Annotated in this window: 25 protein-coding genes, 2 tRNA genes and 1 other RNA gene; 13 read left to right on the plus strand and 15 right to left on the minus strand. The window is 64.4% G+C overall.

Features of this window, described 5'->3' with window-relative positions; genetic code table 11:
* The first annotated feature begins 194 nt into the window (after positions 1–194).
* Entirely contained in the window at positions 195–1,823 is a 1,629-nt protein-coding gene (locus ACGYLA_RS07515; protein ID WP_394431545.1) for an alkaline phosphatase family protein, read from the plus strand.
* 116 nt (positions 1,824–1,939) lie between these two features.
* On the opposite strand, the gene ACGYLA_RS07520 is transcribed toward ACGYLA_RS07515, so the two are convergent.
* Positions 1,940–2,013, minus strand: a tRNA-Cys gene (locus tag ACGYLA_RS07520).
* A 143-nt stretch (positions 2,014–2,156) separates the two neighbouring features.
* On the opposite strand from ACGYLA_RS07520, the gene ACGYLA_RS07525 reads away from it, so the two are divergent.
* The 6 genes from ACGYLA_RS07525 to ACGYLA_RS07550 all read left to right on the plus strand — a co-directional run bounded on the left by ACGYLA_RS07525 (position 2,157) and on the right by ACGYLA_RS07550 (position 9,027).
* Entirely contained in the window at positions 2,157–2,810 is a 654-nt protein-coding gene (locus tag ACGYLA_RS07525) for a protein-L-isoaspartate O-methyltransferase (RefSeq protein ID WP_394431547.1), read from the plus strand.
* Positions 2,811–2,931: 121 nt separating this feature from the next.
* A complete protein-coding gene (locus ACGYLA_RS07530; protein WP_394431549.1) occupies positions 2,932–4,368 on the plus strand; it encodes a TolC family outer membrane protein in 1,437 nt (478 codons plus the stop codon).
* 94 nt (positions 4,369–4,462) lie between these two features.
* Complete coding sequence (locus ACGYLA_RS07535) at positions 4,463–5,623, plus strand: hypothetical protein (protein WP_394431551.1); 1,161 nt, start codon at positions 4,463–4,465, stop codon at positions 5,621–5,623.
* 125 nt (positions 5,624–5,748) lie between these two features.
* Positions 5,749–6,207 (plus strand): (2Fe-2S)-binding protein, encoded by a 459-nt coding sequence (locus tag ACGYLA_RS07540; RefSeq protein ID WP_271693201.1) that lies wholly within the window; start codon positions 5,749–5,751, stop codon positions 6,205–6,207.
* Position 6,208: 1 nt separating this feature from the next.
* The gene (locus tag ACGYLA_RS07545; RefSeq protein WP_394431553.1) at positions 6,209–8,449 is read left to right on the plus strand and encodes a molybdopterin cofactor-binding domain-containing protein; all 2,241 of its coding nucleotides are present in this window, start codon (positions 6,209–6,211) and stop codon (positions 8,447–8,449) included.
* A complete protein-coding gene (locus ACGYLA_RS07550) occupies positions 8,446–9,027 on the plus strand; it encodes a hypothetical protein (RefSeq protein WP_394431555.1) in 582 nt (193 codons plus the stop codon). The genes ACGYLA_RS07545 and ACGYLA_RS07550 overlap by 4 nt, the downstream gene beginning before the upstream one ends.
* Here the strand turns inward: ACGYLA_RS07550 and ACGYLA_RS07555 are convergent.
* Positions 9,018–9,959 (minus strand): YihY/virulence factor BrkB family protein, encoded by a 942-nt coding sequence (locus ACGYLA_RS07555; protein ID WP_394431557.1) that lies wholly within the window; start codon positions 9,957–9,959, stop codon positions 9,018–9,020. The genes ACGYLA_RS07550 and ACGYLA_RS07555 overlap by 10 nt on opposite strands.
* Before the next feature lie 168 nt (positions 9,960–10,127).
* Here ACGYLA_RS07555 and ACGYLA_RS07560 point away from each other — a divergent pair.
* The 5 genes from ACGYLA_RS07560 to ACGYLA_RS07580 all read left to right on the plus strand — a co-directional run bounded on the left by ACGYLA_RS07560 (position 10,128) and on the right by ACGYLA_RS07580 (position 14,949).
* Positions 10,128–10,201, plus strand: a tRNA-Gly gene (locus tag ACGYLA_RS07560).
* A gap of 154 nt (positions 10,202–10,355) precedes the next feature.
* Positions 10,356–12,167, plus strand: coding sequence for an ABC transporter transmembrane domain-containing protein (locus ACGYLA_RS07565; RefSeq protein ID WP_394431559.1), 1,812 nt, complete (start codon positions 10,356–10,358; stop codon positions 12,165–12,167).
* A gap of 148 nt (positions 12,168–12,315) precedes the next feature.
* Entirely contained in the window at positions 12,316–14,196 is a 1,881-nt protein-coding gene (locus ACGYLA_RS07570; protein ID WP_394431561.1) for an acyl-CoA synthetase, read from the plus strand.
* Positions 14,197–14,456: 260 nt separating this feature from the next.
* Complete coding sequence (locus ACGYLA_RS07575; RefSeq protein ID WP_067267708.1) at positions 14,457–14,699, plus strand: DUF1127 domain-containing protein; 243 nt, start codon at positions 14,457–14,459, stop codon at positions 14,697–14,699.
* Positions 14,689–14,949, plus strand: a complete 261-nt coding sequence (locus ACGYLA_RS07580; RefSeq protein WP_394431563.1) for a hypothetical protein — start codon at positions 14,689–14,691, stop codon at positions 14,947–14,949. The genes ACGYLA_RS07575 and ACGYLA_RS07580 overlap by 11 nt, the downstream gene beginning before the upstream one ends.
* Before the next feature lie 191 nt (positions 14,950–15,140).
* On the opposite strand, the gene dtd is transcribed toward ACGYLA_RS07580, so the two are convergent.
* From dtd to ACGYLA_RS07625, 9 genes are all read right to left on the minus strand, one after another.
* On the minus strand, positions 15,141–15,587 hold the full coding sequence (gene dtd / locus ACGYLA_RS07585; RefSeq protein WP_394431565.1) for a D-aminoacyl-tRNA deacylase: 447 nt from the start codon (positions 15,585–15,587) through the stop codon (positions 15,141–15,143).
* Position 15,588: 1 nt separating this feature from the next.
* Complete coding sequence (locus tag ACGYLA_RS07590; RefSeq protein ID WP_394431567.1) at positions 15,589–16,266, minus strand: nitroreductase; 678 nt, start codon at positions 16,264–16,266, stop codon at positions 15,589–15,591.
* A complete protein-coding gene (locus ACGYLA_RS07595; protein WP_394431569.1) occupies positions 16,263–17,375 on the minus strand; it encodes a primosomal protein N' (replication factor Y) - superfamily II helicase in 1,113 nt (370 codons plus the stop codon). The genes ACGYLA_RS07590 and ACGYLA_RS07595 overlap by 4 nt, the downstream gene beginning before the upstream one ends.
* Before the next feature lie 110 nt (positions 17,376–17,485).
* Positions 17,486–18,607: an SPFH domain-containing protein gene (locus ACGYLA_RS07600; protein WP_394431571.1), complete on the minus strand. Its 1,122-nt coding sequence runs from the start codon at positions 18,605–18,607 to the stop codon at positions 17,486–17,488.
* Positions 18,608–18,642: 35 nt separating this feature from the next.
* Positions 18,643–19,605, minus strand: coding sequence for a DUF2927 domain-containing protein (locus ACGYLA_RS07605; protein ID WP_394431573.1), 963 nt, complete (start codon positions 19,603–19,605; stop codon positions 18,643–18,645).
* A gap of 22 nt (positions 19,606–19,627) precedes the next feature.
* Entirely contained in the window at positions 19,628–20,824 is a 1,197-nt protein-coding gene (locus tag ACGYLA_RS07610; protein ID WP_394431575.1) for a toxic anion resistance protein, read from the minus strand.
* On the minus strand, positions 20,824–21,738 hold the full coding sequence (locus ACGYLA_RS07615) for a 5-bromo-4-chloroindolyl phosphate hydrolysis family protein (protein ID WP_394431577.1): 915 nt from the start codon (positions 21,736–21,738) through the stop codon (positions 20,824–20,826). The genes ACGYLA_RS07610 and ACGYLA_RS07615 overlap by 1 nt, the downstream gene beginning before the upstream one ends.
* Positions 21,739–21,741: 3 nt before the next feature.
* Positions 21,742–21,957 (minus strand): hypothetical protein, encoded by a 216-nt coding sequence (locus tag ACGYLA_RS07620; RefSeq protein WP_067267561.1) that lies wholly within the window; start codon positions 21,955–21,957, stop codon positions 21,742–21,744.
* Positions 21,958–22,085: 128 nt separating this feature from the next.
* The gene (locus ACGYLA_RS07625; RefSeq protein WP_394431579.1) at positions 22,086–23,180 is read right to left on the minus strand and encodes a pseudouridine synthase; all 1,095 of its coding nucleotides are present in this window, start codon (positions 23,178–23,180) and stop codon (positions 22,086–22,088) included.
* Between the two features lie 62 nt (positions 23,181–23,242).
* Here ACGYLA_RS07625 and ACGYLA_RS07630 point away from each other — a divergent pair, with 62 nt between their 5' ends.
* Complete coding sequence (locus ACGYLA_RS07630) at positions 23,243–23,698, plus strand: nucleoside deaminase (RefSeq protein ID WP_067267564.1); 456 nt, start codon at positions 23,243–23,245, stop codon at positions 23,696–23,698.
* A 170-nt stretch (positions 23,699–23,868) separates the two neighbouring features.
* On the opposite strand, the gene rpmG is transcribed toward ACGYLA_RS07630, so the two are convergent.
* The 4 genes from rpmG to ACGYLA_RS07650 form a co-directional block, all read right to left on the minus strand.
* Positions 23,869–24,036 (minus strand): 50S ribosomal protein L33, encoded by a 168-nt coding sequence (gene rpmG, locus ACGYLA_RS07635; RefSeq protein ID WP_007119221.1) that lies wholly within the window; start codon positions 24,034–24,036, stop codon positions 23,869–23,871.
* Positions 24,037–24,195: 159 nt separating this feature from the next.
* Positions 24,196–24,676, minus strand: an RNA gene (gene rnpB, locus ACGYLA_RS07640) — RNase P RNA component class A.
* An 11-nt stretch (positions 24,677–24,687) separates the two neighbouring features.
* Entirely contained in the window at positions 24,688–25,377 is a 690-nt protein-coding gene (locus ACGYLA_RS07645) for an N-acetylmuramoyl-L-alanine amidase (RefSeq protein WP_394431581.1), read from the minus strand.
* 3 nt (positions 25,378–25,380) lie between these two features.
* Positions 25,381–26,139, minus strand: coding sequence for a hypothetical protein (locus ACGYLA_RS07650; RefSeq protein WP_394431583.1), 759 nt, complete (start codon positions 26,137–26,139; stop codon positions 25,381–25,383).
* Between the last annotated feature and the right edge of the window lie 29 nt (positions 26,140–26,168).

The raw sequence follows: 26,168 nt of genomic DNA on the forward strand, positions 1-26,168 counted from the left end.
GGCATCCTCGCTTTGCGCGGCTTGAGTTGCCTTTCCCATCGTCCTGGTGAAGGTTGGGCCGTGAATGCTAAAAATTTGGTTAAATTTGGGCCGGAAACTGCAAAGCATTGTCAGGCGGGCCAAAATCAAGTCGCAGCACGACGCAACGCTTCGCGGGCAGGGCGCGCGAAGGACCATCACAGGGAAAGCGGCCCATGCCCAAGAACGTTCTTTTCATCATGTGTGACCAGCTTCGCTGGGATTACCTCTCTTGCACCGGCCATCCGCATCTGCACACGCCGCATATCGATGCGTTGGCCGCGCGCGGGGTGCTTTTTGACCGCGCCTATGTGCAATCGCCAATTTGCGGCCCTTCGCGCATGTCGTTCTACACAGGCCGCTATGTCAGCTCGCATGGGTCGACTTGGAATGGCATCCCGCTGAAAGTGGGGGAGATGACGCTGGGCGACCATCTGCGCCCCTTGGGTGTGCGCACGGCGCTTTGCGGCAAGACCCATATGGCCGCCGATATCGAAGGGTTGCGCCGCCTTGGCCTGTCGCCCGACAGCGAGATTGGCGTGCTGATTTCGGAATGCGGGTTCGAACCCTATGAGCGGGACGACGGGCTGCACCCCGACGGCGGGCCCTACGCCCGCAACCCCGCCTATGACGCGCATATGAAGGACCGCGGGTGGCAGGATGAGAACCCCTGGCATTCCGTCGCCAACAGCGCCGAGGACGCAGAGGGCAATATCCTGAGCGGCTGGTTTTTGGACCATGCCGACAAACCGGCCCGCGCCGCGGATGAGGAGAGCGAGACGCCCTATATCACGGGCCGCGCCATGGATTTCATCCGCGAGGCCGGCGATCAGCCGTGGTGTCTGCACCTGAGCTATATCAAACCACATTGGCCCTATATCGTCCCCGCGCCCTACCATGATCTCTATGGGCCCGAGAGCCATCTGGACCCGGTGCGAAGCGCGGCGGAGAAGCGCGATCCGCATCCCGTCTATGGCGCATTCATGCAGGAGCGCGTTTCCCAAGCCTTTTCCGATGATGCCACCCGAGGCCGGGTTCTGACTGCCTATATGGGGCTGATCAAACAGCTTGACGACCAGATCGGTCGCCTGATGGCGTTTCTCACCGAAGAGGGGGTCGCGGATGATACGATGATCGTCTTCAGCTCGGATCACGGCGATTACCTTGGCGACCACTGGATGGGCGAGAAGGAGCTTTTTCACGACCCCTCCGCGCGCATCCCGATGATCGTCGTTGATCCCCGCCCCGAGGCCGATGCGACACGCGGAGCAAAGTCCAGAGCACTGGTCGAGGCGATCGACGTGGTGCCCACCATCCTTGATTATTTCGGCGGCACCGCCGTGCCGCATATCATCGAGGGCCGATCCCTCTTGCCGCTGTTACATGGCAAGGCCGAAGGGCTGCGCGATTTCGTGGTCTCGGAATACGACTACGCGCAGCGCGACGTGCGCAAACGCTTGGGGGTCGAGGTGAGGGACGCCAAGCTGACGATGCTTTTCGACGGGCGGTGGAAATACGTCTTTGCCGAAGGGTTCCGCCCGATGCTGTTCGACCTTGAGAGCGATCCCGATGAGTTGGACGATCTGGGGGCCGACCCCGCCCATGCGCCTGAGCGCGCCCGGCTAGAGCAACTGCTGTTTCGCTGGACGCGCCGCACCGCTCAGCGCACCACCATCTCCGACGCCAAGATCGCAGCCAGCGATGCCACGATGGGCGAGGCGACGGCGGGTATTCTGATCGGCTACCGGAATGAGGATGAGTTGCGCGAGGTTTTGGCGGCGGCGGGGAAAGGTGGTGGGGGGTGAGGCATGGCCGCGCCGTTGATGACGAGGGGTCCTGGGTGGCTTTTAAGAGGAGCGCGCGCGAATAGTGGTTTCACCGGGGGGGGGGCGGTATCGCGTAGCCGCTTATGTCGTGGAAATGGAGGCGAGTACCGGAATCGAACCGGTGTACACGGATTTGCAATCCGCTGCGTAACCACTCCGCCAACTCGCCGACCGGTGGTTGGCGCACTGCTAACGGATCACGAAGGAGGCCGCAAGACCCATATGCGCGCGAAAATGCGGTCAGGGCGTTGCCGCTGGCCCGGCAATGTGGCACATCACTCTTCAGACACCCTGAACGAATGAGTTTAGCTGATGAGTGATTTCGCCGCCCGCCGCGTAACCATGGTAGATACGCAGGTTCGTCCTTCGGATGTGACCAAGTTTCCAATCATCGACGCGATGCTGACCGTGCAGCGCGAAGACTTCGTGCCGGCGGCACAGCGCGAGGCTGCCTATCTGGGTGAAAACCTCGATCTGGGGCAGGATCGGGTGCTGCTCGACCCGCGGACATTGGCCAAGATGCTCGATCACCTCGACATCACCAATGAGGAACTCGTGCTCGATATCGGTTGCGCCATGGGTTATTCCAGCGCTGTGATCGCCCATATGGCCGAAGCTGTCGTCGCCGTTGAGGAAGACGAAGCCATGGCCGCCGAAGCGCAAGAAGCGCTGGCGCAGGCGGGAGCGGATAATGTGATTGTTCATGTGGCGCCCCTGACCGAGGGCGCGCCGCAGCATGGGCCCTATGACGTGGTCATCGTCCAAGGTGCGGTGGGTGAACTGCCCGGAGCGCTGGTGGAGCAGGTGAAAGAGGGCGGGCGGATCGCTTGTCTCTTTATGGAGCGGGGTCTGGGCGAGGTGCGCGTGGGCTATAAACGCGGCGGTCAGGTGTCTTGGCGGCCCGAATTCAACGCCGGTGCGCCGGTGCTGCGTGGCTTTGAACGTCAGGCAGAATTCCAGCTGTAAGCGACAGGATGGCGCGCCGATCATACCGCGCGCCACTTCGCCTTCAGGGGAGGGGCACCCGCCCCGATCGGCCTACGGGCCGGTCCAAAGGTCTATAAAAGCCATTCAGGGGCATTGAGCCATGAGCGCGAACAGTTTTACGAAATCCCTCAAACGTTTTGCCATCGCCGTGCCGGTGAGCCTTGTCCTCGCCAGCGGCGCTGCCCTGCCGCGTGTGGCTGCTGCTGAAACATTGGCCGATGCGCTGGTGGGGGCCTATGAGCATTCCGGCCTGCTGGAGCAGAACCGCGCGCTTTTGCGTGCCGCCGATGAGGATGTGGCCGCGGCGAAGTCGACACTGAAACCTGTGCTGCGGTGGGCCGCCGGGCTGACGCAGAGCTTTGGCACCACGCGCAGTTCCTCTCTTCTGCCGGCGCAGTCGACGGAAAGCCTGAAAGCCTCGATCAGCCTGATCGGCGAGCTGTTGCTCTATGATTTCGGGGCAAGCGCCTATCGGGTGGAGGCGGCGAAAGAGACCGTGCTGGCCACCCGTCAGGCCTTGGTCAACCTAGAACAACAAGTCCTGCTGCGCGCGGTTGCGGCCTATATGGGCGTGATCGAAGCCTCGGAAACGGTCGAGCTGCGCAACAATAACCTGCGGCTGCTGACGCAGGAATTGCGCGCCGCGCGGGATCGTTTCGACGTGGGCGAAGTCACCCGCACCGATGTGGCCTTGGCCGAAGCGCAGCTTGCCAATGCCCGCAGCGGGCTGGCGGGCGCCGAAGGCGTGCTGCTGCGCGCGGTTGAGGAATATCGCAACGCCGTGGGCCACGCGCCGGGCAACCTCAGCCAACCGCCGAGCCTGCCGAATGTCGGCGGCAACCTCGCCTCGGCCAAGGCTTTGGCTGTGCGCACTCACCCGTCGATCATCGCCGCACAGCATCAGGTGGCGGCAGCCGATCTCAGCGTCGAAGCCAATGAGGCCGCCATGGCCCCGCGGATCACGCTGAACGGGCAATATGGTCTGAACGAGACTTTCGACAGCGAGGCCTATACCCGTAGCGGCAGCGTTGGGGTGGAGGTCGGTCAGACCATCTATCAGGGCGGGGCCCTGTCCTCGGCCGTGCGCAGTTCGATGGCGCAGCGTGACGCGCAGCGCGCGAACCTGCATGTGGTGCGCCAAGATGTTGAGCAGGAGGTGGGCAACGCCTATGCCGCGCTGGCCTCGGCGCGGGCGCAGTTGGAAGCCTCGGACCGGCAGATCAGGGCCGCGCGTATCGCCTTCCGCGGCGTCCGCGAGGAAGCCACCCTCGGCGCGCGCACCACCTTGGACGTGCTGGATGCAGAGCAATCGTTGCTGGATGCGGAATCGACCCGCGTGTCGGCCCGCGCCAACCTCTATGTGGCGGCCTATTCCGTGCTGGCGGCCACTGGTCGTCTGACCGCACAGGACCTGAAACTGCCGGTGCAGATCTATGACGCGGGGGCCTATTACAACCTTGTTAAGGACGCCCCTGCTAAATACTCGAAAGAGGGCCAAGCGCTGGATCGGGTGCTGCGCGCGCTGCAAAAAGACTGACGTTTTGCGCGGTCGTTTGGCATTTTGCACCGCCCCATTGTGAGAATCCTCCCACGCGGTTAAGCTATCCGCGAGGCAAGAGTGGTAGAGAAATATGTCCGAACCCGTCACAAACGCGGAGGTGGAAGACGTCCTGTCGTCGATTCGCCGATTGGTGTCCGAAGACAAGCGTCCCCTGCAAACGTCCAACCCTACGCCGGTTTCCAAGCCAGAGGCTGGCAATTCTGCTGATGACACCGGGGCCGCGTTCAAAAGCATGCGGGGCGCATTGGACGAGCCGACATCGGACAGCGTGACCTCTGAGGATTTCACCCCGCACCTGTCGCTGCGCACAGCTTCGGGCGGCACGGCGCGTCCCGCTTCTGACGAGGGCGTCGGTGAAACACCCAAAGCCGCGCAACAGCCGCTGAGCCTGACCCAAGCCATGCAGACCGAAGCGGAAGACAGTGTCGATGAGGCAGAGCGTCCATTCGTCTCGGCCCGTCACCCCGCGGCCCCGCCTGCCGACAAGGCTCCCGCGGCGTCGAGCGACCGGTTGGTGCTGACCCCCGCGCTCAGGGTCGCCACCTCCGATGGCGAGGATCGCCCAAAGGCCGCTGCCGTTGATCCGGCCAAGGTCTCGCCCTTGGACTATGACATGCTGCATGACGATCCGAGCGATCTGCATGCCGAAGACTATCGCACCCCCGCGTCCGAGACCGCGGATGAGGCCCGGGCCCGCGCCGTTTCCGACGCGGTGGCTAAGGCGACCGGGGCCAGCCGCAGCGACAAGCTGGCGGCGCTCGAGACGGCCATCGGCAAGATCTCTGATGATTGGGATCCGGACGCGCCCGGCGATAATGACTATTCCGGCACCGAACCTCCGGCGATGGAGTGGAAAGACGATGCGGAGCTTGACGCGCCTGAGGCCCCGATTGCCGATACGGCGACGGTAGAGGCTGAGACGCCCGCCCCAAGCCGTCCGCAGCCCACGACACCGCAGCTCGAAGAGCAGGTGCGCCGTTTCGCCGACAGCGGCCCGCGTGTGGCCGATCCCGCCGCCACCGCGCCGGAATTCGACTATGCCGCCCCCGCGCAGGAGGCGGGCAGCGCGGGCGAGGATCAGTTCCTCGACGAGGAAGCACTGCGCGACATGGTGACCGAGATCGTCCGCGCCGAGCTTCAGGGGGCCTTGGGCGAGCGGATCACCCGCAATGTGCGCAAGTTGGTCCGCCGCGAGATCCACCGCGCGCTGACGGCGCAAGACCTCGAATAAGCGAAACGGCGGCACCCGCCGCCATGCCCGCCCCGCCAAGATGACGCTGCGCGACCCGCTTCGCGCGGTCTTGCGCGATAGGCGCTGCCCGCTACATTGGGGGCACCAGCGCGGAAGGATCACCGATGGAATTGACGGTTAACGGCACGGTCCACGAGGTGGACGTGGAAGACGACATGCCGCTGCTCTGGGTTTTGCGCGATGAGTTGGGGATCACCGGGCCGAAATACGGCTGCGGCATCGCGCAATGCGGTGCCTGTACGGTGCATGTTGATGGGCTGGCCGTGCGATCTTGCCAATTGCGGGCGGCGGATGTGAACGGCGATGTCACCACCATCGAAGGATTGGGCACGCCCGAGGCGCTGCATGTGGTGCAGGCGGCATGGGTGGAGCATCAGGTCGCGCAATGCGGTTACTGCCAATCGGGGCAGATCATGCAGGCGGCCTCATTTCTGGACCTGAACCCCGAGCCGACCGACGATCAGATCGACGCCGCGATGAGCGGGAACCTCTGCCGCTGCGGCACCTATCCGCGCATTCGCGCCGCTGTTCACAGCGCCGCCGCGCGGCTGCGGGGGGCCTGACATGTCGCGCCTGCGCACCATCACCCGCCGGAGCTTTATCGTTGGCTCCGCCGCCATTGCCGGGGGCGTGGCCTTTGGCACCTATCTGTACAAACGTGACCTGAAGAACCCGCTGCTTGAAGGCTTACCGCCCGGTGCGGCGGCGATCACGCCCTATGTCAAGATTGATGCAAGCGGCGTCACCCTGATCACCCCGCGCGCCGATGTGGGGCAGGGGGCCTATTCGATCCAAGCCCATATGATCGCCGAGGAATTGGATGTCGACCTTGATACGGTGCAGATCACGCCCGGGCCGCCCTCGCCGGTCTATTACAACGGCGTGGTCGGGGTAGAGGCGATGCCGATTGCCGCGACCTCGGAAACGCTGCTGGCGCGGACCGGGCGCGGCGCCTCGGATGTGGCGGGAAAGCTGCTCGGCCTGCAATTGACCGGCGGCAGTTCCACCGTGCCGGATATGTACGACCGGCTGCGCATGGCAGGGGCCGTGGCCCGCGAAACCCTGTTGGCTGCCGCCGTGGCGCAGACAGGGCTAGAGCGGAGCCAACTCAAGACCGAGGCGGGCGCGGTGGTGCTGCCCGACGGCATGCGGCTGGCCTATCAAGACCTCGCCGCCGCCGCGGCGGAGATCGACCCGGTGACCGAGGTCACGCTGCGCGACCCCGGCGCGTGGCGGCACCTTGGCAAGACGCAGATGCGCACCGATATCATGGCCAAATCCACCGGCACCCAGACCTATGGCATCGACACGGTGATGGAGGGGATGCTGCACGCCACGACCCGCACCAACCCGGCGCAGGGCGGGGCGATCATGGGCTTTGACGCGGGCCGCGCCGAAAAGATGCGCGGTGTGAAGGCGGTCTTGCCCATCACCGGCGGCGTCGCCGTGGTGGCCGACAATACGTGGCGGGCCTTTCAGGCCGCGCAGGCGGTGAAATGTGATTGGGGCCCGTCGCCCTATATCGGCGACACGGCGGATCAATTCAAAGCCGTGGCGGCCTCCTTCACCGATGACCGGCAGGACAGCCGGTTTCGCGATGACGGCGATGTCACCGCAGCACTGGCCGATGGGGAGGTGTTGGAGGCCGAGTACCGCATCCCCTATCTGGCTCATGCCCCACTGGAGCCGATGAGCGTGGTGGTGAAGCTGGAGAAGGCCCGCGTCGATATCTGGACCGGCACGCAGATCCCGCGTTTCATGCAGGCGAATGTCGCCGCGCTGACCGGGATCGACGCTGAGAATGTGCATATCCATGTGCTGATGTCAGGCGGCAGTTTCGGGCGGCGGTTGGAGGATGACTATACCCTGCGCGCCGTCGAAGTGGCGATGCAACTACCCGGCACGCCGATCAAGATGGTCTGGTCGCGCGAGGAGGATTTCACCCATGACTTCCCCCGCCCGCTGGCCATGGCGCGGGCGCGGGGCAAAGTCTCGGAGGGGCAGATCGCGGCCTATGATTTGGCCATCGCGGCACCTTCGACGGCGGAATCGCAGATGGCGCGGTTGAACCAGCCGGTTTTCGGCCCTGACATCGCCATCGTAGCGGGCGCGTGGGATCAGCCCTTCGCGATCCCCGACTACCGTGTGACCGGCCACCGGGTGCCCGCAATGGTGCCGGTGAGTTCGTGGCGGTCGGTCGGGGCGTCGGGCAACGGTTTCCTGCACGAAAGCTTCATGGATGAGATGTGCCATGCCGCAGGCGTCGATCCGTTGGAGGAGCGGTTGCGGCTCTGCAGCCATGCGCCCTCGCGCGGGGTGTTGGAGGCCGTGGGCGAGATGTCGGACTGGGGCACAGACCTTGGCCCGGGGCGGGGCCGGGGGCTGGCGTTCTGCCTGTCCTTCGGCGTGCCGGTGGCCGAGGTGGTCGAGGTCAGCCAGACCGACGCGGGCCTCAAGATCGACCGCGTTTTCGTCGCCGCCGAAGTGGGCCGCGTGATGGACCCGGTGAACTTCGAGGCGCAACTCTCCGGCGCGGTGATCTGGGGTTTGGGCCATGCGATGAACTGCGAACTGACCTATCGCGACGGGGTGCCGCAGCAGGACAATTATCACCTCTATGAAGGGTTGCGGCTGTATCAAACGCCGAAGATCGAGGTGCGCGGGTTGGAGAATGGCGGCAAGCTGCGCGGCATTGGCGAGCCGGGGGTGCCGCCCGCCGCCCCCGCACTGGCCAATGCAATCTTCGCCGCCACGGGCCAACGGATCCGTGAACTTCCCCTCTCCAAATCCGTGGATTTCGCATGAGATATCTATCGATCTGCGCCGCACTCATGCTGGCCGTCCCCGCCTTTGCGCAGGAGGCGCCTGATCGCGCCGAAGGGCTGGCCGCTTGGGATCGGATTTTTACCGTCACCGCGCATCCGCGTTGCACCAATTGCCATGTCGGCGAAGAGGGGGAGCCGATGTGGCAGGGCTTGGGCTATGGGCCGGAGGCGGTGCACGGCATGAATGTGCGCGCGGGCGAGAGCCGGATTGGGGCCGAGAGCATCCCTTGCGACGCCTGCCACGTCACCTCTGCCGCCGCGAACACGGTGCCCCATGCCCCGCCGCATATCGACGATGCTTGGCGGCTGCCGCCGGTAGAATTGGCGTGGTTCGGCAAATCCTCAGCCGAGGTCTGCATCCAGTTGCGCGATCCTGAGAACAACGACGGGCATGACATCGCCTCATTGGTCGATCACCTGCAAAACTCGGCCTTCGTGAACTGGGGGTTCGCCCCCGGCGCGGGGCGATCGGTGCCCGAAGGGACGCTCGATGCGTTGGTGCATGACGTGACGGTTTGGGGCGCTGCGGGCACGCCCTGCGCGGGGGATCAGGGCTGATCGCTCATCGCGCGGGCCAGTCTGCGGATGCGTAACGCGCGGTTCAACTCTCCGCCAAAGATCAGCACCAGCGCGGCGAGATACATGAAGTAAAGCGCCGCGATGATCCCTGCCATGCCCGCGTAATAGCTGGAATAGGTGGCAAAGCTGCGCAGATAGGATGAAAAGAGCACCGCCAGCACCGTCCAAGCGACGGCGGTGGCCACCACGCCGGGCCAGATGTTGTTAAACTTGGTGCGGCGTGCGGGCAGGATCACATGGGCGGCAAAAAGCGCGACCAGCAGGATCGTCGCCGAGGCGGGAAAACGGACCAGCCCCACGGTGACCGAGCGCGGATCGAAGCCCGGCATCAGCATATGCAGCCAAGACCCGGCCCGCGGGGCCAGCACCAAAAGGTACCCTACGATCACGAGGATCAGGCTCGCCAGCAGCACCATGGCCACCTGCACCGCATAGATCGCAAAGACCGACCGCGTTTCGCGCAGCCCATAGGCGCGATTCAATCCGACACGGACACCATCGACCCCGCCCACGGCGAACCAGACGGTCAGCAGGATACCCACGCTCAGCAGATCGCCGCGCGGCACGGTCATGACCTTTTCCACCTCCGACACGATCGGCTCGATCAGGGCAGGGGGGACGATGGCGATCAGGAAATGGATCAGGTCGTCGGCCATCGACCGGTCGCCGACAAAGGCAGTGAGCGAACTGGTGAAGATCAGAAACGGAAAGATCGCCAGCAGCGCGCGAAAGGCCACATTTCCGGCCATGCCGAAAGCATCATCGCTCCACAGCCGCAGCACCGCTTCGTGCAGGACGGCGCGCACGACCCGCAGCCCGGTGCCGTGAAACAGATCCTCGGGGTCCTCGCTGAGAACACCGTGGGTCATGACGACCTCGCGCTTTTGGTCTTGGGCCGGTCTGGCGTCCATTCCAATTCCTCGTTTTCATCCCGTGAGGCTAAGCTAGTGCCCCTTGGGCCGGGCTGCCACCTTGATGACGGGCCAGTGGCAAGAGCAGGCTCATGCGATTGATCTTGCCAAAGGGGCATCGCTCCACTTGACGCTCAGGGAGCGATAAAATAGGAGAGGAGCCGTAGCGCGGGCGTTGTGTAATGGTAAGACCTCAGCCTTCCAAGCTGATGATACGGGTTCGATTCCCGTCGCCCGCTCCACTCTTCCCCCGAAGCTTTCATGACCGCCGCCGCGCGGGATAGATGCGCCCGCCGCTGTCTGTCGGGGGCGGCAGATTGTCCTTATCGGGGCGGTCTTGCTTGACCCCGCCCAGCCCCCGCGCCATGACCGATGTGGAAAGACAAAGGAAAGCCCATGGCACGCACCCCAGCCCCCGCACCAAGCGCCAAAGACGAACGCGAAAAGTCGCGGCGGATCGGGGCTTTGGCGGCGCTGATGCCCTTCATGGCGCCCTATCGCTGGCTGATGGTCGCCGCCGGGGCAGCACTGGTGCTGACCGCGATGATCTCGCTCACCTTGCCCTTGGCCGTCCGGCGGGTGATCGACAATTTCGGCACGGGGGAGAGCGAATTGCTCGACCTCTATTTCATCGCCGCACTGTTGATCGCGGGGCTGCTCGCCCTTGGCACCGGGCTGCGCTATGCGCTGGTGACACGGCTGGGCGAACGGGTGGTGGCCGATATCCGGCGCGCGGTGTTCGACCGTGTCGTGGGCATGAGTCCGGCCTTTTATGAGCGTATCATGACTGGCGAAGTGCTCAGCCGGATCACCACCGACACCACGCTGATCCTCTCGGTGATCGGCTCCTCGGTTTCGATCGCGCTGCGCAACCTGCTGATCTTCGTGGGCGGCTTGGGGCTGATGCTGCTGACCTCGGCCAAATTGACCGGGCTGGTGCTGCTGATCGTGCCCGCCGTGGTGATCCCCATCCTGACGCTGGGCCGCCGCCTTCGGGTGCTCAGCCGCGAGAACCAAGACTGGATCGCGGCGAGTTCGGGCAACGCTTCTGAGACGCTGGGCGCGGTGCAAACGGTGCAGGCCTTTACCCATGAGGCCGCAAGCCGGGGCCAATTCGCGCAGATGACCGAAGCCTCTTTCGATGCCGCGCAGCGCCGGATCAAGACCCGCGCCGTGATGACGATGATCGTGATCTTTTTGGTCTTCGCGGGCGTGGTGGGCGTGCTGTGGATCGGCGCGCGCGACGTGCGGGCGGAGGTGATGAGCGCGGGCGCGCTGGTGCAATTCGTGATCTATGCGGTCATGGTCGCGGGCGCGGTCGCCGCCCTGTCAGAGATCTGGGGCGAGTTGCAGCGCGCCGCGGGCGCCACGGAACGGTTGATCGACCTGTTGCAAAGCGAGGACACGGTGCAAGACCCGGCGCCCGCAAGCCAGAGCAGCCTGCCGCAGCCTGTCGCGGGCCGGATCGCCTTTGAGAACGTGCAGTTCACCTATCCCGCGCGCCCGGATGTCGCGGCGCTTGATGGTGTCGACCTTGAGATCAACCCCGGCGAGACGGTGGCCTTTGTCGGCCCCTCGGGCGCGGGGAAAACGACGATCATCCAGATGATCCTGCGCTTTTATGACCCGCAGGCGGGGCGGATCACCTTGGATGGGGTTGACCTGCGCGACGTGGCGCGGGACCACTTCCGCCGTTCGGTGGCGCTGGTGCCGCAAGACCCGGTGATATTTGCCGCCACGGCGGCTGAGAACATCCGTTTCGGACGCCCCGATGCCAGTGACGCCGAGGTCGAGGAAGCCGCCCGCGCCGCCGCCGCCCATGACTTCATCACCGCGCTGCCCGAAGGCTATGACAGTTATCTGGGTGAACGCGGCGTGATGCTGTCGGGCGGACAAAAACAGCGCATCGCCATCGCCCGCGCCATCCTGCGCGACGCGCCGGTGCTGCTGCTGGACGAGGCGACCTCGGCGTTGGATTCCGAGAGTGAGGGGCTGGTGCAGGCCGCCGTCGACCGGCTCAGCGCGGATCGCACGACGCTGATCGTGGCCCACCGTCTGGCCACCGTGAAAAAGGCCGACCGCATCGTGGTGATGGAGGCCGGGCGCATCGCGGCCATCGGCACCCATGACGAATTGGTCGCCAGTGACGGGCTTTATGCGCGTCTGGCGCGGCTTCAGTTCACCGATGGGGCCGCCGCCGCAGCCTGAGCTGCCCTTGAACACTGCAACCCCGGCGTTACGTCACCCTAGTGTGACGTTGCGTTTGTTGCCGCCGATTGCTTGCGAAACGGCGCGTTTCGCCGCAATCTGGCGCGAGGAGAATAAGCCGGAACACCGGCACAGGGGAGGAGACACCATGACATTCGCCGGGATCGAAGACCGCAATGCCATCGCGGCGGAAATGCCGTGGGAAGACCGCAACGTGGCCAAGACGCTTTATGGAATGCTAAGCAATACGGCCGCGAAATTCCCCAGCCATAATGCCGTTAGCTATCAGATTTTCTCGGGCCCCAAGGACAAGGCCGAAACGCTGTCTTGGAAAGAGTTGCATGGCCGCGTGACGCAGGCGGCGAACCTCTTCCGCAGCCTCGGCGTGGGTGAGAAGGACGTGGTGGCCTATGTGCTGCCCAACTGTAACGAGACGACGATCACCCTGTTGGGCGGTGCCGTGGCCGGGATCGTGAACCCGATTAACCCGTTGCTGGACGCCGAACAGATCGGTGCCATCCTGCGCGAAGTGGGCGCCTCTGTCGTCGTCACCCTGCGGCCTTTCCCCAAAACCGATGTGGCCCAAAAGACCGCCGAAGCGGTGCGGCTTGCGCCCAAGGTGCACACGGTGCTCGAGGTCGATCTGGTGCGCTATCTCACCCCGCCGAAAAGCTGGATCGTCCCGCTGGTACGGCCTAAGGGGATGGTGAACAACCAAGCCAAATACCTCAACTTCAACGCGGAGATCGCCAAGCAGAACACCTCGCTCAACTTCGAGGATGTGCAAGAAGATCGCGTTGCCTGCTATTTCCACACTGGCGGCACTACCGGGATGCCAAAGGTGGCGCAGCACAAGTATTCGGGGCTGATCTATAACGGCTGGCTGGGGCATCGGCTGTTGTTCAGCGAGCAGGACAATATCATGTGTCCGCTGCCGCTATTCCACGTCTTTGCCTGCCATGTGATCTTGATGGCTGCCGTGTCGTCGGGCGCGCATGTGGTCTTCCCGACGCCGCAGGGCTATCGCGGGGATGGCGTCTTTGACAACTTCTGGAAGCTGGTGGAGCGGTGGAAGATCACCTTTATCATCACCGTGCCTACGGCGATCTCGGCCAAGATGCAGCGCCCGATCAATGCGGATGTCAGCACGGTGAAAACCGCCTTCTCCGGCTCCGCCCCGCTGCCGCTGGAACTTTTCCGGCGGTTTGAGAAGGCCACGGGCGTCACGCTGGTCGAAGGCTATGGTCTGACCGAGGCGACCTGCCTTGTCTCTTGCAACCCGACCGACGGCATCAAGAAGGTCGGCTCCATCGGTATCGCCTTCCCCTATTCGGACGTGCGGATCATCAAGGGCACCGTGGATGGGCCGATCGACGCGGAGACGGATGAGATTGGCGAGATCTGCGTGTCGAACCCCGGCGTCTTCTCGGGCCATACCTATGTCGAGGAAGACAAGAACAAAGACCTTTTCTACCACGGCAAATACCTGCGCACCGGCGACCTGGGCCGGATCGACAGCGATGGCTATATCTGGATCACGGGCCGGGCCAAGGACCTGATCATTCGCGGCGGCCACAACATTGACCCCGCCGAGATCGAAGAGGCACTGCTGGGCCATGAGGCCGTCGCCTTTGCGGGTGCCATCGGCCAGCCCGACCCCCACGCGGGCGAGGTGCCCTGCGCCTTTGTCGAACTCGTTGAGGGTGCCAATGTCACCGAAGAGGAACTGTTGGCCTATGCGCGTGAGCATGTCGCCGAACGCGCAGCGCAGCCCAAGCACCTCAAGATCATGGACGAGTTGCCCAAGACGGCTGTCGGCAAGATCTTCAAACCCGATCTGCGCAAGGATGCGATCACGCGGGTCTATAACGGCAGCCTTGAAAAGGCGGGCTGTGCCGCGCGGGTAACCGAGGTGGTGGACGACAAGAAACGCGGCTTGGTGGCGCAGGTCACGATGAACGACGCGACCCATGACGAGGTGTCAAAGGTGCTCAGCGTCTACACACGCCCTTGGGAACCGGTGAGCTAATCGACTCACACAAGAAAGGGCGGCACGCCGCCGCCCGTCCCCAAATCCCCTGATTGCAGCCCCGCTGCGTTGCGCCGATGCACATTTCCTGTGTATCGGCGCAAAAATTTTAGGCTGTTTACCTGTAGTTAGCCCCCGGCCTTTCGTTTCGGGCATAGCGCCTATGCAAATTCTGCGGGTTCAAAATAGGGTCAGAGCGTACTACTTCTGCATTGCAGCATTGATAATGCACTTGCAGCATTCTGAAAGGAGTTGCGCTTATGACGATGGCAATCTCACGTGGCACTACCCTGAGCTCCGCGCTCGATGGGCTTCATCACAGCGTTGACGGCATGCGCCGTCGCGTGGCCCAGATCAAAGCCCGGCGCGCAGCTTACAACCGAACTTTCACAGAACTCAACGTACTGAGCGATCGCGAACTGTCCGATATCGGCATCGCACGGTGCGAGATCCGGCGTGTGGCGTCGGAAGAACTTTCAAAGGAACAAACCTATGAAGTATGACAACACCCTATCCGCCCCCCACGGTTTCTCCCTGCGTGATGCGTCCGCTCCGGTTCTCGGCGCGCTTGGCACTGCTGCGGGCAAGGTCGGCAGCCTGCTGGCGCGTGGCGTCACCCAGATGCAGATCTCGCGCATGCAGGCCGTCCTCAACAGCATGAGCGACGCGCAGCTTGAGCGTGCGGGCATCGACCGCAACCAAATTCCCCAGCACGCCCAAGCGCTGGTGACCGAAGAATACGACGGTCTCTAAGCCACTGCGCTTTTAGACCCTCAGCCATCAATGTCGCGCCTTACGCGCTGCATTGTCAGGTGCCGGACCCCGCTCCTTCCCGGGTTGATCTGACACCGCATATTAACGGTCCTCCTCCTCCCGGACCCGTTATACCGGCCGGCAAGCTTACCTCCTCCCAAGCTTGCCGGTCCATGCTTTCCACGACGATATCAAGCCGCTGCACTGTCGAGCCAGAGGGTCACCGGCCCATCATTGACCAGCGCCACGGACATGTCCGCGCCGAACCGTCCCGTCTGCACAGGGATATGGAGGCCAGCGAGGCTGCGGGCGAAATGGGTGTAGAGCGCTTTGGCCATGTCAGGCTTCGCCGCGCCAGAAAAGCCGGGACGGTTGCCGCGCGAAGTATCGGCGGCGAGGGTGAACTGGCTCACCACCAAGGCGCCGCCACCGGTTTGGGCTAGGCTCAGGTTCATCTTGCCGCCATCGTCCTTGAACAGCCGCAGTTTGGAGATTTTTAGGGCCAGTTTCTCGGCGGTTTCTTCGGTGTCCTCGGGCATGGCGCAGACAAGGATCAGCAGGCCGGGGCCGATCTTTCCGATAACCCCACCCTCGACGGTGACCGAAGCCTCGGTCACCCGTTGCAGCAATGCGCGCATGTCAGTCTTTCCAATCAATGATGTCAGAAGGGGCGGCCCGCTCGGTGCGAAAGGCGTTCGCGGGATGTGTCTTATCGGCATAGCCGAAGGAGATCGCGCAGAGCACCAGCCGGTCTTCGGGCAACGCCAGCGTCTCGCGTACCAAGGGCGCATAGGCGGCGATGGCGGCCTGCGGGATGCTGGCCACGCCAAGCGCCGTCGCGGCGAGGGTGAAGGCGGTGACGAAGCCGCCGCAGTCCATCGCGCCATAGGGGCCAAGCTCGGCCGGGGCAGTCACGATGGCCACATGCGGCGCGTCGAAAAGCGCGTAGTTGCGCAGCATCTGCGCCTGACGCGCGGCGCGGTCGGATTTGGCGATGCCCACCGCGTCGTAAAGCTGGAAGCCACAGGTGCGGCGGCGTTCGGCATAGGCCCCGGAGTAGCCCGTGGGCCATGGCAGGTCCGGCGCGACCGGGGTGTCGGCGCTGGCGGCTTCAAGGAGGGCTGCGCGAAAGGCATCGGTGCCCGCGCCGCGCGTGATGGTCACCTGCCATGGCTGCGCGTTGCACCATGAGGGCACATGGCGCGCGGCGCTGACGATCTGGGTGATGCTGTCTTTGGGGACGGGATCGGGCCGAAAGGCGCGGCAGGAATAGCGCGCCTGCAAGAGGTCGGTGAACTGGTCGTAGGTCTGGGTCATTGCTGGGCCATGAAATAGCCGACGATGGCGGCGGCGATCAGCCCCAGCACCACGGCAAAGGTGATTTTGACGGCGGAATAGGGGCGTTCGCCCTGCACCTTGCCGGAATGGCCGTTCACCACGAAACGATAGGTCTTGCCGCGGTATTTATAGGCAGCAAGCCAGACCGGCAGCAGGATATGTTTAAAGGTCACATCGCTGATTTGGGTATTGATGTCATGCACCCGCTGGCGGTCGCCGCCGATGTCGAACTTCACGTCCCGCTCGATCACCCGGTCCATATGGGCGCGGGCCTGAACAAAGCCTTCCTCCAGCGTGATGCCGTAAGCCTCGGCCCGGAAACCGGCGAGGTACTCAGGCGCATAGGGCTCCAGCGCCGAGAGGTCCCAAGGGTGCAGCGCGTCGGTGTGTTTCTTGGGCAGCGACCGGGAGGCCAGCACCAGTACGTCGTCAAAGAACCGTGCCACCCGCCCCGAAGCGGCCCGCCAGCGGATTTTCGGGACCTGCTGCTGCACCCGCTTGCCATCGCGCATGACGGTGCGGGTGACGTAATAGACGGTTCCACGCTCCCCGCGATAGCTAGAGGCGGTCTGTGCGTCATAGGTCCAGAAGGGCACATAGATGCCCTGCATCCGGCGGCCCTTGCGGGCATATTGTTGCAGGCCGTTGGGCGCGAACCAGAGGCTGCCCAGCCAGTCTTTCATCGCATCGCGGGCGCGTTCTTCGGGCAGGGCGAAGGGCAGCACGGCGCGCGGTTTGATATGGCGGTTGGTTCCGGTGTCGATCACCACGGGCGTCGCGCAGAAAGGGCATTCGGCGGCGTGTTTGCCGGGCTCGAATTCCACCTGCGCTGCGCAGTTGGGGCAGGTGGTGACGCGGGTCTCTTCCATCTCGGCGGCGGGCAGGGCGGCCTGCAATCCGGCGCGAAAATCCCGTTCGGCGATGGCATGGGCGTGGCGTCCGCTGCCGTCGATCGGCTCCACATTGCCGCAGTGATCGCAGATCAGCAGCGCCTGCGCCGGATCAAAGCGCATGTCCGACCCACAGGTGTCACAGGGGAAACGGTGCTCTTCAAGCGGGGCGGCGGGGGGCAGATCGGTGGCGGACATAAGGGGTGCTTTGCAAGGTCAATCGCGGCGGAGCGGATGGGGGTGGCCCGTGGACCTGAGGGGCCACGGGCGGGACGCGCGCGAAGGGCGTGGGCCCACGCGCCTGCGGATCAGGCCGGGGGCGGCGGCGGTGGCGGGGGCATCACGGTGAAAAGCTGCGCAAGTTCGGCCACATCCTCGGCCCGCTGCCAGCCATCTTGGCCCGGCGTCCAGACAAGAGAATCGCGGGTAAGGCTGCCCTCACTCGCCTTGCGGCCCATCGCGGCTTTGGAGAAGGGACCGGAAGTCGCGCCATCCTTGGCGATGTGCCAGACCTTCTCGACCAGCGGCGGCGGTGGCGGCACTGGCGCGGCTGCTGCGGGAGCAGGGCGCGCGCCCCAAGGGCCAGCTTGCGCGGTGGCGGCTTGGGCCATGCTCATCCCCAGCCCCGCGCCAAGGCCGGTTTGCATCGCGGCCCCGCCCGCGCCGTCGCGACCAAGCGCTTCGGCGGCTTGGAATTGCATGTATTCGTTGAGGTTTCCGACCACGCCCATGGACGTGCGTTTGTCCATCACCGCCTCGACCGCGGGCGGCAGGGAGATATTCTCGATATAAAGCTCGGGCATCGCCAACCCGTATTCTGCAATCTGCGCGGCGATATCCTTGCCCACCAGCTGCCCCAACTTGCGCGTGTTGGCGGCCATGTCGAGCACCGGGATGCCGGAGGAGGCGAGCGTGCGCGAGAAAGCCTGAACGATGATGTTGCGGATCTGGAACGAAATTTCGTCCATGGTGAACTCACCATCGGTGCCGACAATCTCGGTCAGGAATTTCGCGGGGTCGCTCACCCGCACGGAATAGGTGCCATAGGCGCGCAGGCGCACCGGGCCAAACTCAGGGTCGCGGGCGATGATCGGGTTCTTGGTGCCCCATTTCAGGTCGTTGAAGCGGGTCGTGTTGACGAAGTAGATCTCGGATTTGAACGGGCTGCGAAAGCCGTGATCCCAGTGCTGCAGGGTCGTCATGATCGGCATGTTGTTGGTCTCAAGCATATAGAGACCGGGGGTGAAGACATCCGCCAGCTGCCCCTCATGCACAAAAACCGCCGCTTGCCCCTCACGCACTGTCAGCTTGGCGCCGTATTTGATCTCATGGCCCTCACGCTCGAACCGCCAAACCATCGTGTCGCGGGTGTCGTCGGTCCAATGGATGACGTCGATGAACTGGCCAGAGAGGAAATCGAAAATGCCCATGGGGATGGTCCTTATTCTTTCGTCGTAATGCTGCGTTACACCGGGCCGTCCGTCAACTCGCGCGCGATGATCCGGGTGATCGGGTTGACCTGCTCTGCCGTCATGCCGGGGCGCAGGCGCCGGTCGTAGAGCATCTTGAGCAGAAGTTCGTCATGTTTGGTAAGCAGGGCGAATTCGTCGTCGTCATTGAAAATCGACGGTCGCGCGGCGGGGCTGTCATTGGCAAGGCCCAAGCCCTGCGCCAATTCCTCGTGAATGCAGGAAAGCCGCAGCAATTCGGGGTTTTCCGAGCGGATCACGGCCACGGCGGCGGTATAGACGTTGGGGTTGTCGCCCGCGGCATAGGCGGCCACGGCACAATAGGTGTCCCGGCGCATGTTGCGCATGGCCCGGAGCGAGGATTTGCTGACGCCCGCGACCTCTTCCGCCGTTTGAGCCAGCGCATCGACCCGGTCATCTTCCGAGGCCACGACCACCATGAAATTCGGCCTATCGCTGATAGAGACCGAATGCCCGGTCACCCGCGCCAAACGGCGGGCGAAGGCGTTGATCTTAGCGGTGTCGGATCGGCGCTGCGAGGGCGGCACGCTGTCGCCAAAGATGATCTGCATCCGCACCGGCGCATCCCAACGGCGCAGCGGACTGGCCCCGCCTTGGCCTGAGAAATTGCCGTCATATTCGTTATAAAGCGCGATCTGCTCAAAGTTGCGCGCCAGCATTTCGCTGGTAAAGGGTGTGTCCTCTCCGCCCCCGTCTTGGCGCAGCAGATCTTGGCCCAACTGCGCCTTTTCGACCTGATGCAAATAGCTGCGCAGCATGGCGCTTTTTTGCGAGGTCGGTTTCGCCACCGCCGCCGGGGAAGGGGTGGCGGCGGCAGGGCGGGCCTGCGGTTTGGCGACCTTTTGCAAGACGGGCGCAGGCTCGGCGCAGGCCAAGAGCAGCGTGCTCAGCGCCAGCGCCCCTGCGGCGCGCAGATTTCTGCGCAGACGTCCTTGCATGGCCTGTTCCCTCACGTCGGTTTTAGCTTGGCACCGCGTTGCCGGTGGTATCGCCCAACCCCGTTTCGCGGGCCTTGGCGGCGGCGAGCGTGTCGCGCAGGCGGCCTTCCATCTCCTGCAACTCTTTCTCGGCATTGGCGCGTTTCGCCTTGCCCTCATCCGCGATTTGCAGGGATTCCTCAATGGTACCGATCAGGTCTTCATTGGCCTGTTTCACCGCCTCGATGTCGAAGACGCCGCGCTCCATCTCCTGACGGATCACCTTGTTGCTGTCGCGCAGGTTCTTCGCGTTGGAGGTGAGCAATTCATTGGTCAGGTCATTGGCCTCGCGCACTGCATTTGCCGCCTCGCCGCTGCGCTGGATGGTGACGGCCTGCGCCAGCTGCGTCTCCCACAGGGGCACGGTGTTGACCAAGGTCGAGTTGATCTTCGTCACAAGGCTCTTGTCATTCTCCTGCACGAGACGGATCGAGGGCAGCGATTGCATGGTGACCTGCCGCGTCAGTTTCAGGTCATGCACCCGACGCTCCAGATCATCACGCGCGGCACGCAGATCGCGCAGCTCCTGCGCGCGCGTCACCTGATCGTCCTCGCTCGCCTTATCCAGCGCGGTCTGTTTGGCGGGGATGGTCTTGTGATCCAACTCTTCGATCTTGGCCTCCCCAGCAGAGATATAAAGCGCCAGTTCGTCATAGAATTGCAGCGTCTTTTCATAAAGCAGGTCGAGCGATTTGATGTCTTTCAACAGCGTATGCTCATGCGCCAGCAGGTTGTCGGTGATCCGGTCGATCTGGCTTTGCACCTCTTCGAACCGAGCGGTGAACTTGGCAAAGGGCGTGGCACGGCCCAGCAGTTTTTCCCACCAGCTTTGCTTGCGCCGCACGTCCAATTCCGAGACCGAGAAGCCGCGGATCGCGCTGACCATGGTGCGCAGGCTGTCGCCCGCGGGGCCGACATCTTTGTTGCGCACATCGGCCAGCATGGATTGGCTGATCTCTTGCAACTCGGCCTGCGCGGCAGAGCCGAAGCTGACGATGGACTGGGTATCGGTCACGTCGATCTCGGCCATGCGCTTTTGGATTTCCGCGCTCTGTTCGGGATCGGCTTTGTTCAGCGGAACGATGGCATTGGCATCCGCCGGTTCGGGCAAGACGGTTGCGTTTACTTCTTCCACCAACCCTTGCGATTGGGCAGCTTTTTCACGGAGGGCATCGGTCATCACTGATCTTCCTTAGTATTTGCAGGGGTGGGTTGTTCCAGTCGGACCCCCTCGCGAGAGAGGCGCGCCCGCAGCACGTCGATTTCCACGTTTAGATCGCTGCGGTCGTCCAGCAGCGATTTGGCCGTGCGCGCGGCGAAGTTCTGATCCAGATCGTCGAGCAAGGCGAGGTAGTCATCGCGTGCTTGGGTGTCTTGGTTGCGGGCATAGAGGTCGGCGAATTTCACCGTCGCATCATGCGCCCCGCGCAGATAGACGACAAGGTATTTGCGCGCGGCGGTCAGGTCACGGGGGTCTTCCTCGACGGTGCGGATCAAATGGCGGGCGGTTTCTTGAAACTCGGCCAGCCGCGCTTCAGCGCGGCGGTCGCCCGCGCGCAGGATCGCTTGGCTCATGCCCGAGAGCAGTTTTTCGGCCTCATCTACCACCCGGGCGACGCGGTCTTGCTGGAAGGTGTCGATGCCTTCCATGCCCTTGTTCTGTAGCGGGTCGATGCCGAAGGCGGCGAGGTGCAGCGCAGTGGCCGCGATGCCATAGAGCAGGGCCGCGGCGAGACTGGGATCGTTGCTATAAGCGGCGAGGGCCGCGCCCGCACCGGCCAAGAGGGCAGCGAGGATCTTGCGCGGCAAGACGGGGCGGCGGGCGACTTTGCGCTCGTGGTATTCCGCCTCGGCCAAGAGGCCATCGCGCAGCAACCAGACGCCCGAAGCCAGCAGGAACGCGCCACCAAGGCCAAGCACCAGCGTGCCTGCGCCGCCGATCAGCGAAGTCGCCGCCAGCAGCACCGGCGGCAGGAACATCAGGTTGACCCGACCGCCTGCCGGATCGACGCGCAGGCGCGCGGTTTTGCGCGGGGCGCTGCTGGGGGTGGCGTCGGTGTCGGGGCTATATTTGCCGCCAAAGCGTTGCGCCATAGGTCAAAGCCCTCCGAGAAAACCGCTGGTGAGCCCAAGCAGCAGCACCAGCAACGCGCCAAAGGCGATTTTCTGAAAGGTTGTTGGCGCCATCATGTTTCCCCTTTTGCTGCCCCAGATCGGGCGCAACGCCGTGCCGGCACTGTCAGCCGCACGCCCCACGAGCGAGGCTGCGCCGAGGATGATAACCACGAGCGCGGCCAAGGCCACCAAAAACATCACTATTCGCGCCATATTGCCCTTTTCTGACAGCGGTTTCGCGCTGATCTTGCCTGCCGTTCTCTATTCAACGCACGCAGGTCGGCCGCGTTCCGGAAACGCGCAGGGGCAGCTCGGGGCAGAGCCGGTCAGCGGCGGGGTTTTGGCCCCCGGCCTGTGGGTTTTGGCCCCGGTTTGCCATTCGGCCGCCCCGTGGGGCGCTCCCCCGGTTTGCCGCTCGCCTTGCCGCCTGCTTTGCCAGCCGTCTTGCCCATCGCGGCCTTGCCACGCGGTGCGTTCTTTGCCTTGCCGCCGCCACGGCGGGGCGGCGGTTCGTCGTCTTCGCCCCGTTGCACGGGCAGGCCCGGTTGGCCCGCGCCGCCGAAACCGCCGGGCTTGCGGCGCGGCGGGCGGCGCAGACCGGTGGGTTTCTTGGTGGCGGTGCCGCTGGGGTCTTCCAACTCGAGCCCCAGTTGATCGCGCACGACCTTGCGGCGCAGCTCTTCCACCTCGCCGATCTTCAATTCGCCCAGTTGGAATGGGCCGTAGGAGATGCGGATCAGCCGGTTCACGGTCAGGCCCACGGCCTCCATCGCGCGGCGAATCTCGCGGTTGCGGCCTTCGCGCAGGCCGACGGTCAGCCAAGCGTTGGCCCCTTGTTGGCGGTCGAGTGTCACGTCCATCGGCTGAAAGTTCTCGCCCTCAACGGTGATGCCTTTGCGCAGCGGCTCCAGCATCTCATCCGTAGGGCGGCCATTCACCCGTGCGCGGTAGCGGCGCAGCCATCCGGTGCTGGGCAGTTCCAGCTTGCGCTTCACCCCGCCGTCATTGGTCAGCAGCAAGAGCCCTTCGGAGTTGAGGTCGAGCCGGCCCACGGTCATCACGCGGGGCATATCCTCGGGCAGGGCGTCAAAGATCGTCTCGCGGCCCTTTTCATCGCGGGCGGTGGTCACCAGTCCGGCAGGTTTGTGATAAAGCCACATGCGCGGCGGTTCGGGCGCGCCGACGGGGGTGTTGTCAACGGTGATCTTATCCTCGGGCGTGACGTTCAGCGCGGGCGAGGTGATCTGCTCCCCGTTCACGCGCACGCGGCCCGCTTCGATCATGCGCTCGGCCTCGCGGCGCGAGGCGATGCCCGCGCGCGACAGCACCTTGGCGATGCGGTCGCCGGTGGGGGTGCCTGCACTTGCATCGGTGTCGGGGTTTTGCGGGCCGGAGCCGGAGGGGGGCGTTTTTGCGTTCATACACTGCGCTTACCCTGTTTCACGGGCTTGCGAAAGGGTGGCGTTTGCGGCCATGTGACGGGATGGAGTTTCGCTCGTATATGGGACAGGCCTTGGCCGAGGCCCGCGCCGCCGCCGCGCGCGGCGAAGTGCCAGTGGGGGCAGTCGTCGTCTCTCCGAAAGGGCAGATCGTTTCCGCCGCAGGCAATGAGACCCGCGCCCGCAATGACCCAACCGCCCATGCCGAGATGCTGGCCCTGCGCGCCGCCTGCGCCGCTGTTGGCTCGGAAAGGCTGATCGGTCACGCGCTTTACGTCACGCTGGAGCCCTGCGCCATGTGCGCCGGTGCCATCGCCGCCGCCCGGGTGGAGCGGCTCTATTACGGCGCGGCGGACCCCAAATCAGGCGGCGTGGCGCAGGGCGCGCGGGTGTTCTCGCATCCCCAATGCCACCATGTGCCCGAGGTGTTCGACGGGATCGCGGCGGGAGAGGCGGAAGAGATGCTCGTGAGGTTTTTCCGCGAGAAGAGAGACCGCTAGCCGGGCAGCGCCGGACCGAGGATGGCGTTCAGGCGTCTCAACGATTATCCGGACGCCCCGCGTCCGGATCGGGCCCGACCCGCCTCCAGGGCGGGCGCGATCCAGCCCTGCACAATGCAAAAGGCCACGCGAAACCGCGTGGCCCTTTGAAACTCAAAAGTCAGGCGATCTTACTTGATCTTGCCTTCTTTGTATTCGACGTGCTTGCGCGCAACGGGGTCGTACTTCTTGATGACCATCTTTTCGGTCATGGTGCGTGCGTTTTTCTTAGTCACGTAGAAATGGCCTGTGCCCGCGGACGAGTTCAGGCGGATCTTGATCGTGGTTGGCTTCGCCATGTGTCTTCTCCTGCTGCAGCGCCGCGCAGGCCTGCGTGAATTCTGAATTTCGGGTTCTAGTCAGACCCGCGCCCGAGTCAACCGCTATTTGCCCGCCCGGTGCCGAAAGACGCCGGTTTCGTCGAAAAACCTGCCTTTCAGCCTCGAAAGAGCAGGAATATGCGCGGAAGGCCTATAAGCCGGATTTTGTACCTGTCCGAAAACAGGCGATGACCATTCCTCTGACCGCACCGTTGCCGATGCGGCTATAGCTGCCAACCCGGACCTGCTGGGGCAGAAGAGCCCCGCCTTTGACCCGAAGATCATCGGCGCGCGGTCCCTATTTGGCATTGCTCCCGGTGGGGCTTGCCATGCCGGGACTGTTGCCAGCCCCGCGGTGGGCTCTTACCCCACCGTTTCACCCTTACCCTTCGGCTGATCCGGCAGGGCCGGACCGAAGGGCGGTTTCATTTCTGTGGCGCTTTCCGTCGGGTTGCCCCGCCCGGGCGTTACCCGGCACCGTTTCTTCTTGGAGTCCGGACTTTCCTCTACGTCGCTTTTGCCCCGCAAAAGCGACGCCGCGGATGTCACACATGCGTGTGACGAGAGCGGACGTCGGTCATGCGACGCGAGTCGACGCAGCGGCCATCCAGCCTTCCGCGCAGCCCCGCCCTAGACGCCGCCGCGCGGCGCGTCAATGGGGGCGGGCAGGGCGGCAAGGTCTGCGGGGCTGAGAGGGCCGCGCCCCCATGGCCTGAAACGCATCCGCACGGCGTCTAGCAGCGTGTCATCGCCGCAGGGCGCAGTGAAGCCTGCGGCCTGCGCGGCCGCGCGGAAGGTTTCGGTGGTTACGCTGTCAGGAAGGGGGCCATCGCCCGCAGGAAGCGCCAGCCCGCGCCCTGCCAGCCGGGCCCAATCGAATCGGGGGCCGGGGTCGATCTTGCGGCCCGGTGCCATGCAGGAATGGCCGATCACCCCTTCGGGCGGGATGCCGTGGCGCGCCATGATGCCGGGCAGGAGGGTTTCCAGCGCCTGCATCTGCGGCTCGGAAAACGGGTGGTCGCCACGGTTGTCCAACTCGATCCCGATGGAGCGTGAGTTGATGTCGTCCTGCCCGGCCCATTCGCCCGCGCCAGCATGCCACGCGCGCAGGTCTTCCTCGACCATCTGAATGACGTCTCCGCGCCCTGAAATCAGGTAATGGGCTGAGACTTCGGCAGAGGGGTCGCACAGCCGATCCAGCGCCGCTTGGGCGCTGGTCATAGCGGTGTAGTGCAATACGATCAGCCGGGGGCGCAGCCCACCGCGTCGCGGGCCGCAATTGGGCGAGGGATGCGCCGTCACATCAGGCGCGGCAGGCATCTGTCAGCCCTGTGCAGCCCGGCGGAAGGGGGTGGGATCCCAGTCGCAGGCGAAACCATCGCCATCGGGGTCCATGCCAAGGCGGTCTTTCTCGGGGCCACCGGCCTCAAGAAAGGCGATCTGCGCTTGGTCGGCGTGGCCGTATTGCGCGCAGGCGCGTTCGAACTTGCGGGCCTTGTTGAAACCGATGCGGCTATAAATCTGCTGACCGACCGACTGGTTGGTTTGCAGCGCATAGGCGACGATATTCGGGCCGACATTGCGGCGTTCGGGCAGGGCCTCGGGTTGGACGACCTGATATTGCGCGCGGTTGGCGGCGACGCGGGCGGCGTCGTCCTGAATGCTGCGCTGGCCCGACACCGCGTCGAAGTTGTTTTCATTCGAGATGCCCACGGCGTTGACCGCGGCGGGGGGCGGGTTCGACGGGCTGGCGTTCACCGGGGCAACGCCGGAGTTGGTGGCGGCGTCATTGCCCAGACCGTTGCTTGCCCCGCCCGGACGGGTCGCGGCCAGCACGCGGGCGGTTTCGGCTGCTGTGGCCTCGGGCGAGCCATCCGCCGGGGCGGGTGTTGTGGCCGCAATAGCGCTGTCGATGCTGTCATTGGCCAGCGCCGCGTCGCGGGCGCGCCGCTCGGCTTCGAAATTGCCGTCGCCAAAGCCGACGCCGCGCCCGCTGTTAATGTTCCCAGAATCGGGGATCGCCGGTTGGCAGGCTGCCAAAAGACCGCCTGCCGTCATCGCTAGAAGTGTCCGTGTGATCATCTGACCCGCTCTCGCCTCTTGTTCACCGC

This window comes from Sulfitobacter sp. 1A13679 (genome assembly GCF_043557115.1).
Taxonomy (GTDB): domain Bacteria; phylum Pseudomonadota; class Alphaproteobacteria; order Rhodobacterales; family Rhodobacteraceae; genus Sulfitobacter; species Sulfitobacter faviae.

Excerpts from the sequence above, each read along its gene's own strand:
- ACGYLA_RS07515 (WP_394431545.1), top strand. The coding sequence starts at position 195 with ATGCCCAAGAACGTTCTTTTCATCATGTGTGACCAGCTTCGCTGGGAT.
- ACGYLA_RS07525 (WP_394431547.1), top strand. The coding sequence starts at position 2,157 with ATGAGTGATTTCGCCGCCCGCCGCGTAACCATGGTAGATACGCAGGTT.
- ACGYLA_RS07530 (WP_394431549.1), top strand. The coding sequence starts at position 2,932 with ATGAGCGCGAACAGTTTTACGAAATCCCTCAAACGTTTTGCCATCGCC.
- ACGYLA_RS07535 (WP_394431551.1), top strand. The coding sequence starts at position 4,463 with ATGTCCGAACCCGTCACAAACGCGGAGGTGGAAGACGTCCTGTCGTCG.
- ACGYLA_RS07540 (WP_271693201.1), top strand. The coding sequence starts at position 5,749 with ATGGAATTGACGGTTAACGGCACGGTCCACGAGGTGGACGTGGAAGAC.
- ACGYLA_RS07545 (WP_394431553.1), top strand. The coding sequence starts at position 6,209 with ATGTCGCGCCTGCGCACCATCACCCGCCGGAGCTTTATCGTTGGCTCC.
- ACGYLA_RS07550 (WP_394431555.1), top strand. The coding sequence starts at position 8,446 with ATGAGATATCTATCGATCTGCGCCGCACTCATGCTGGCCGTCCCCGCC.
- ACGYLA_RS07555 (WP_394431557.1), bottom strand. The coding sequence starts at position 9,959 with ATGGACGCCAGACCGGCCCAAGACCAAAAGCGCGAGGTCGTCATGACC.
- ACGYLA_RS07565 (WP_394431559.1), top strand. The coding sequence starts at position 10,356 with ATGGCACGCACCCCAGCCCCCGCACCAAGCGCCAAAGACGAACGCGAA.
- ACGYLA_RS07570 (WP_394431561.1), top strand. The coding sequence starts at position 12,316 with ATGACATTCGCCGGGATCGAAGACCGCAATGCCATCGCGGCGGAAATG.
- ACGYLA_RS07575 (WP_067267708.1), top strand. The coding sequence starts at position 14,457 with ATGACGATGGCAATCTCACGTGGCACTACCCTGAGCTCCGCGCTCGAT.
- ACGYLA_RS07580 (WP_394431563.1), top strand. The coding sequence starts at position 14,689 with ATGAAGTATGACAACACCCTATCCGCCCCCCACGGTTTCTCCCTGCGT.
- dtd (WP_394431565.1), bottom strand. The coding sequence starts at position 15,587 with ATGCGCGCATTGCTGCAACGGGTGACCGAGGCTTCGGTCACCGTCGAG.
- ACGYLA_RS07590 (WP_394431567.1), bottom strand. The coding sequence starts at position 16,266 with ATGACCCAGACCTACGACCAGTTCACCGACCTCTTGCAGGCGCGCTAT.
- ACGYLA_RS07595 (WP_394431569.1), bottom strand. The coding sequence starts at position 17,375 with ATGTCCGCCACCGATCTGCCCCCCGCCGCCCCGCTTGAAGAGCACCGT.
- ACGYLA_RS07600 (WP_394431571.1), bottom strand. The coding sequence starts at position 18,607 with ATGGGCATTTTCGATTTCCTCTCTGGCCAGTTCATCGACGTCATCCAT.
- ACGYLA_RS07605 (WP_394431573.1), bottom strand. The coding sequence starts at position 19,605 with ATGCAAGGACGTCTGCGCAGAAATCTGCGCGCCGCAGGGGCGCTGGCG.
- ACGYLA_RS07610 (WP_394431575.1), bottom strand. The coding sequence starts at position 20,824 with ATGACCGATGCCCTCCGTGAAAAAGCTGCCCAATCGCAAGGGTTGGTG.
- ACGYLA_RS07615 (WP_394431577.1), bottom strand. The coding sequence starts at position 21,738 with ATGGCGCAACGCTTTGGCGGCAAATATAGCCCCGACACCGACGCCACC.
- ACGYLA_RS07620 (WP_067267561.1), bottom strand. The coding sequence starts at position 21,957 with ATGTTTTTGGTGGCCTTGGCCGCGCTCGTGGTTATCATCCTCGGCGCA.
- ACGYLA_RS07625 (WP_394431579.1), bottom strand. The coding sequence starts at position 23,180 with ATGAACGCAAAAACGCCCCCCTCCGGCTCCGGCCCGCAAAACCCCGAC.
- ACGYLA_RS07630 (WP_067267564.1), top strand. The coding sequence starts at position 23,243 with ATGGAGTTTCGCTCGTATATGGGACAGGCCTTGGCCGAGGCCCGCGCC.
- rpmG (WP_007119221.1), bottom strand. The coding sequence starts at position 24,036 with ATGGCGAAGCCAACCACGATCAAGATCCGCCTGAACTCGTCCGCGGGC.
- ACGYLA_RS07645 (WP_394431581.1), bottom strand. The coding sequence starts at position 25,377 with ATGCCTGCCGCGCCTGATGTGACGGCGCATCCCTCGCCCAATTGCGGC.
- ACGYLA_RS07650 (WP_394431583.1), bottom strand. The coding sequence starts at position 26,139 with ATGATCACACGGACACTTCTAGCGATGACGGCAGGCGGTCTTTTGGCA.